This is a genomic window from Sulfuricaulis sp., from assembly GCF_041499725.1.
In the GTDB taxonomy this organism is placed as follows: Bacteria; Pseudomonadota; Gammaproteobacteria; order Acidiferrobacterales; family Sulfurifustaceae; genus Sulfuricaulis.
This window is the reverse complement of sequence record NZ_JBGQKW010000119.1, coordinates 1-5,390: the sequence shown is the minus strand read 5'-3', so window position 1 is coordinate 5,390 and position 5,390 is coordinate 1. Positions and strand designations below refer to the sequence as shown.

Here is a 5,390-nt window from a genome sequence, read left to right as displayed (position 1 = left end):
TCAGATATTCACGCAGATTTTTAAGCATGTTGGATAATATCCTGATTTAAAAGTATTATCTTTATTCTTGATCGTTTTTGTCAAATTTTTCGCGGTGTTGCTGAACAGCCGTTAGTATGCCACGTAAAATGTTCATCTCGTTACGATCCAGTACAACCCGGTTGAACAGCCGCATCAAACGACGCATCAGCCGCCGCGGGTTGGCCGGGTCAAGAAAACCAATTTGCTGCAGCGCCTCTTCCAAGTGGCGGTAGAAGCGCTGCATGTCCTCGTCGCTTGCCGGTCTGTCACCTTCAACCGAATCCACCAGGGTCGCTGACGAGCCAGACAGCCCCGCCCGGTGAATCTCGTAGGCAAGTATCTGTACAGCGCAGGCGAGATTCAGGGATGAATAATTCCTGTCGGCGGGAATGGTCGCTACGAAGTGGCATCGGTCCAGTTCCGCATTGAGCAGTCCGGTGCGCTCCTGTCCAAAAAGCAATGCTACCGGACCCAACTGCGCCCCATCCACCAGCCGGTGTGCACTGGATTCCGGGTCAAGACTGGGCCATTCAATGCGACGCTGGCGCGCACTCGTGCCGATGACGAGATGGCAATCCTTGAGCGCTTCATCGAGCGAGGCGCAGATCACCGCATTCTCAAGCACATCGTCCGCGCCGACGGCGCGGTCAGTGGCATCGGTACTGGGGAAATCTTCGGGAGCCACCAGATACAGGTGATTCAGGGACATATTTTTCATGGCGCGCGCAGTCGCGCCGACATTGCCCGGATGGGTTGGACGGACCAGAACGATGCGGATGTTCGATAGAAACATGAATCATCCTGTATTGAGATTGACGCCTATTCTACAAGCTTCGGCCTCGGGCTTCCGCTTTCAACCTGTGGTCCGGACCATTACAATGCATGCCTACATCCGGCGCATCCCCGCATAAGCCAGCCCGTCAGGAAAAATCCATGCATCCCATGCTGAATATGGCGGTCAAGGCCGCACGCAGTGCCGGCCAAATCATCATGCGCCACCTCAATCAACTGGATCGTCTGACCGTTGAGAGCAAGGGCCGCAAGGATTTTGTAAGCGAAGTGGACCGGATGGCGGAAAATGAAATCATCCGCATCCTGCATGCCGCCTATCCGAATCATGGCTTCCTCGGGGAAGAATCCGGCGTACAAGCCGGCGACGATTACGTGTGGGTCATCGACCCGCTCGACGGCACGACTAACTTCCTCCACGGCCTGCCGCATTTCGGCGTCTCAATCGCGCTCAAGTGCAAAGACCGTCTCGAACAGGCGGTGGTGCTGGACCCATCGCGTGACGAACTTTTCACGGCCTCGCGTGGCAACGGCGCGCAACTCAACGACCGCCGCATCCGCGTCAGCCGCGTCACGGATATGGAATACGCGCTGCTGGGCGCGGGCTTTCCGTTCCGGTCGCATCAATATATGGATGCCTGGATTAACACCCTGAAGGAATTCATGGTGAGCACGAGCGGCATCCGCCGTCCGGGTTCGGCCTCGCTCGACCTCGCGTACGTCGCCTGCGGGCGTTTCGACGGCTTCTGGGAAATTGGATTGAGCCCTTGGGACATGGCCGCCGGCGCGCTGCTGGTGCAAGAGGCCGGTGGATTCGTCAGCGACTTCGCCGGGGATCAGGGTTATCTTGAAAGCGGCAACATCATCGCCGGCAACCAAAAGATTTACGCCGAGATGCTGCGTCGCCTCCAGCCGCATCTGCCACCCGAGCTGTTGCGCTAGCCGCCGGATCCCGTGGCGCAGGGCATCGCCCGTTCGTATCGGGCACCGGGCGCTAGGTGCGCGGAAACTCTTTCAACACATCCGCAAAAACAATCGACTCGAAGACATTGCTATGTTCGAGGCGCTTCAACAGGCGAACCGTGCGTGTTCCCTTCCCCTCTTCCGCCAGCAACAGGTTGGTGCCGGGCATGAAGGCGCCGCGCGGCAGGAGCAACGTCGCCGGCCGGCGCAACACTTCAACCGCAGGTAAAAGCAGGGCGGGCTGATATTCGCGCTCGCTCGCAGGGCGAACCGGCGCCACCGCAACCGGAGCTGCACCGAAGGCCAGAAGCTCCACACCCATTTCGAGGTGATCGGCGTGAGGACTTTTCATCCAGCGAACCACGCCGGCACACCAGCGTCCAACTTCTTCCATCTGTTGAATACCTATCACGTCACCCACGCGCACGTACGTGCGCGCATCCCCATGTCGCACGAGCTGTAACCCTTTGGGCGCCGCATCTTTGATCTGCCAGCGGTCTACCCGGAAAATTCCGCTCGAAGTGATTGTGATATCGGCAGTCTCCGCCGCCGGAGACGGCAATATTTTTTCAGCCGGCTCATCGAGTGCAATAAATTCCTCGTCCTGATTCACCTCGTGGGAAATATCCTCCTCGATATGCGCCGGTAAAATAAATCGGTCGTCGGACATATCATGGGAGCTTTCCATGACCGGCGGCGAAAATGTTTTCTGGCCGCTGGCAAAAAAATGCAGCGCCGGAATCCCGGCACACACGAATGCCGGACCGCCGCGCTGAATGCGCGAATACTGCCGTCGCGGAACCTGACCCCAGGAACGCTGCATGCGTTGCAGCATCTCCAGACACATCGTATCGAGGCAATCGAGCCCAATCGAAAGTGTGCGGGCGCTGTCGCCCTGCTGCAGGCGCTGAATGAAAAACTGGATCGTGCGCAGCAGCTCAACGGCGTCGAGCAAGCGCAGGCCCTGATCCGGCTGGAACTGTACGTCGCGCGGGAACGGCACCGGTGGCGAGTCCGTCGTCAGATCAATCAAAAAATGTCCAGCGGGATGCGGTACCTCAAGGTTGTCACGCAGCGCGGCCTTGGCGCCCCAGTGGTACAGGAAGCGCTGCACATGACGGCATTCGTTCTGCGGCAACTGGTAAGGATTGCTCAGACCCAGTAGAAGAACACGAATGTAGTCATGCTCGAGCGTGGTTTTTGCGGCAACCGGCATGGCCATCTCCACCACCTCCGTCTCAAGACCGTGTTCCGCTGCATAACGATAGATGGCATGAATCTCACGCCAGACCTCTGACGGATAGGGCATGTAGACCTGGTAGGAGTGCAGCAGCATTTCACCGAGGTAGTGCATGGCGCGCACAAGCGCGCGCGCGCGCAGTGACTTCTTGCCCCAGCGCAACCGCTGCTGTTCCATGTCGTGCAGGCAGACTTTGTAGCCGTAGGCCATTTCCATGTGCAACTGGCGTATGAATTCCGCCAGTTGCCGTTTCTTCGGTGTCAGGGGGAGCGCGGCGCGGGAAAAATAGGGCTCAAGCGCGGCAGTGACAGAGGCGACCGGATTGCAGTACAACTCCATCAACTCAAAACGGCAGGCGGCGTCCAATTCCTGGCGGTTGAGTGTATAAAGGGCCTGATAGATTTCCCGCGCCGATTCGGCGCTATCGGCAAGCGGCAGCGAGGCGAGCCAGGCGCGCGCGTATTTCGGATCGGTTTCGGCCATCCAGGCTGAAACCCGCTTTGCCGGCATTGAAAGAGTGAATCCCGTCACTGATGACTCCGTGGCGTTGGGCCTGGGTATTTCCGAATACTATCAACTGATTATATAGCATATGCGCGGCAAATCCGGGTGCCGGCTCTGGCGATTGTATGGAAGAATTCCACGTAATTAACGACTTACGGGCGATCAAAAGGCGTCCCCGCTTATTCCACGTATTCGGCTGCGCGTGTATCATTCGGCGCGTTTTATAATGTTTCATAATTTTAGCGGAGATGGTCGATGACTTATGTGGTTACTGAAAGCTGCATCCGCTGCAAATACACGGATTGCGTGGAGGTCTGCCCGGTGGACTGTTTCCACGAAGGACCGAATTTTCTGGTTATCGACCCAGACGAATGCATCGATTGCACCCTGTGCGTACCGGAGTGCCCCGTAAACGCCATCTTCGCGGAAGACGACCTGCCGGAAGACCAGAAGCAGTTCACTCAGATCAACGCCGAGCTCACGAAAAAATGGCCGGTCCTCACCGAGAAAAAACCCGCGCCGCCGGACGCCGCCGAGTGGGAAGACAAGCCCGACAAACTCAAGTACCTTGAGCGCTGAAGCAGCGACCCGGCAAATTCCGTATCCTCATCGGCTCGCTGCAACGGGTGCCCACTCGCGCCAACCGCCCAACAGTGGAAAATATAGCCCCAAGCGGATTGGCCGGGCATCGATCTTACCCATCAACGCCGCGTAACGCTCAAGCTGCGCCGCATAGCGTTCGCGCTCACGGTCGAGAAATTCATCCAGTCTTCCACCCTCATGGGAACTCGCCTTGTAATCGATGATCCAGCGCACGCCCTTATCGTCAACGAACGTTCGATCAAGAATCGCATTCACAATTTCTCCATCAATAATACCACTCAGCGCATACTCACCATGCGCATCTGAATGCGCTTGATCCAGGATCCAGCGCCCGCGCTCATCCGACAGCGTCCGCGTTAGAGCCGCCTCGGCACGAGCGACCGCCGCATCAAGTTGTGCCGGCGGCACACCTTCCTCCGCCAGGCGCCTGGCGAGTGCCGGCCGCAACTTTCCTATACGTTCCTGGTCCCAGTTTTCGAGCCCATCGCGCTCAATGTGCTGCAGGACCCAGTGGACCAAGGTACCCACGTGACGGATCACTTCCCGCGCCCACTCGAATTCCACACGCGGCAGAGCCTCCCTCGCTTCGATCACCGCTTCGCCCTCGTTCCACGCTACCGGTGCCGGAATGGCGGGCAATTGCCAACTTATCGGTAACCTCCTGAGCAATGCCCGCGGTGGATCCGCTAAAACATCGGCAACGGCATTTCCCCGTTCATCCGCCGACATTTCGTTCAGGGCCTTGTCAAACTCTGGCCGCACTTCCTCCCAGAGATGGTACAGGAGCGAACTCGGGGGCGGCGGCGTCACTTCCCGCGCTCCGTTCTTCTCGCTCACGGCCACGTGGCCCAGGAGATGCAGTCGGTCGATCGCGCGTGTCGCGGCAACATACAATACGCGCCCATCTTCGTAACGGCTCTTGGTGTCATCGAATTGCCTGAGAAAACTGAAAATCGGTTCGGCGTCCTTCCCGCTCTCCCGGATCGGCGCGAGCAAGAGGTCGACTGCGCGTGCACGCGGGTTCGGTCGCTCCGCCCAAGTGAGCAACCGTGATTCATTGGGTGGTGGTTTTCGTCCGAGACCCGGAACGATCACCGTGTGGAACTGAAGCCCCTTGGCCTTGTGGATAGTCATGAGCTGAAGCTGCTCCGTTGCCTCGACATCGGGCAGGGCAAACAGCTTCTCTACCCGCTCCGCCAGCACGTCGAGCTCTACGAGATCGCCGGCCACCTCAAGCTCCTCGAGCAGATCGAGATAGGCCAGTGCATCC

Annotated in this window: 5 protein-coding genes; 2 read left to right on the top strand and 3 right to left on the bottom strand. The window is 58.3% G+C overall.

The window, feature by feature from the left end:
* Positions 1-61: 61 nt before the first annotated feature.
* Positions 62-814: an RNA methyltransferase gene (locus ACC569_RS13675; protein ID WP_372524091.1), complete on the bottom strand. Its 753-nt coding sequence runs from the start codon at positions 812-814 to the stop codon at positions 62-64.
* 140 nt (positions 815-954) lie between these two features.
* On the opposite strand from ACC569_RS13675, the gene ACC569_RS13670 reads away from it, so the two are divergent.
* On the top strand, positions 955-1,752 hold the full coding sequence (locus ACC569_RS13670) for an inositol monophosphatase family protein (RefSeq protein ID WP_372524090.1): 798 nt from the start codon (positions 955-957) through the stop codon (positions 1,750-1,752).
* A gap of 52 nt (positions 1,753-1,804) precedes the next feature.
* Here ACC569_RS13670 and ACC569_RS13665 read toward each other — a convergent pair whose 3' ends face one another.
* Positions 1,805-3,544 (bottom strand): hypothetical protein, encoded by a 1,740-nt coding sequence (locus tag ACC569_RS13665; RefSeq protein WP_372524089.1) that lies wholly within the window; start codon positions 3,542-3,544, stop codon positions 1,805-1,807.
* A 228-nt stretch (positions 3,545-3,772) separates the two neighbouring features.
* Between ACC569_RS13665 and fdxA the strand changes: the two genes are divergently transcribed.
* The gene (fdxA, locus tag ACC569_RS13660; RefSeq protein WP_372524088.1) at positions 3,773-4,096 is read left to right on the top strand and encodes a ferredoxin FdxA; all 324 of its coding nucleotides are present in this window, start codon (positions 3,773-3,775) and stop codon (positions 4,094-4,096) included.
* A 27-nt stretch (positions 4,097-4,123) separates the two neighbouring features.
* Here the strand turns inward: fdxA and ACC569_RS13655 are convergent.
* Positions 4,124-5,390 (bottom strand): 3'-5' exonuclease (locus tag ACC569_RS13655; RefSeq protein WP_372524087.1); only part of this gene is annotated, 1,267 nt, incomplete at its 5' end.

What these genes read in the sequence shown, in the direction of transcription:
- ACC569_RS13675 (WP_372524091.1), bottom strand. Translation starts at nt 814, where the DNA reads ATGTTTCTATCGAACATCCGCATCGTTCTGGTCCGTCCAACCCATCCG.
- ACC569_RS13670 (WP_372524090.1), top strand. Translation starts at nt 955, where the DNA reads ATGCATCCCATGCTGAATATGGCGGTCAAGGCCGCACGCAGTGCCGGC.
- fdxA (WP_372524088.1), top strand. Translation starts at nt 3,773, where the DNA reads ATGACTTATGTGGTTACTGAAAGCTGCATCCGCTGCAAATACACGGAT.